This window comes from Pseudomonas sp. SIMBA_067 (assembly GCF_046534675.1).
Lineage (GTDB): Bacteria > Pseudomonadota > Gammaproteobacteria > Pseudomonadales > Pseudomonadaceae > Aquipseudomonas > Aquipseudomonas putida.
Genome location: NZ_JAWRYH010001333.1, coordinates 1 through 236, shown reverse-complemented (window position 1 = coordinate 236; position 236 = coordinate 1). Strand labels below are relative to the sequence as shown.

Here is a 236-nt window from a genome sequence, read left to right as displayed (position 1 = left end):
CCAGGCCAGGTGGCGCAGGGCAGATTTCATGTGGGGCTTCCTGTCACGGGCGAAGATGAATATTCGCCCCTGTTTTTTATGTGGCTATTGGTGTTTGGCCCCTGGGCAGCGATACTGGCTGCCCATTTTCGTAGGCCGTAGTGACCGTGATGTTCAAGCGATTGACCGTTGTTCTGCTCGCAGCCCTGGCCCTGAATGCCTGTGACCGTGTTGACCCGAATTCGCCGTTGGGCAAG

Annotated in this window: 1 pseudogene; it reads left to right on the top strand. The window is 57.2% G+C overall.

The window, feature by feature from the left end:
- Positions 1-149: 149 nt before the first annotated feature.
- Positions 150-236 (top strand): annotated as a pseudogene (locus SB765_RS33670) (cytochrome c); the annotation flags it as partial.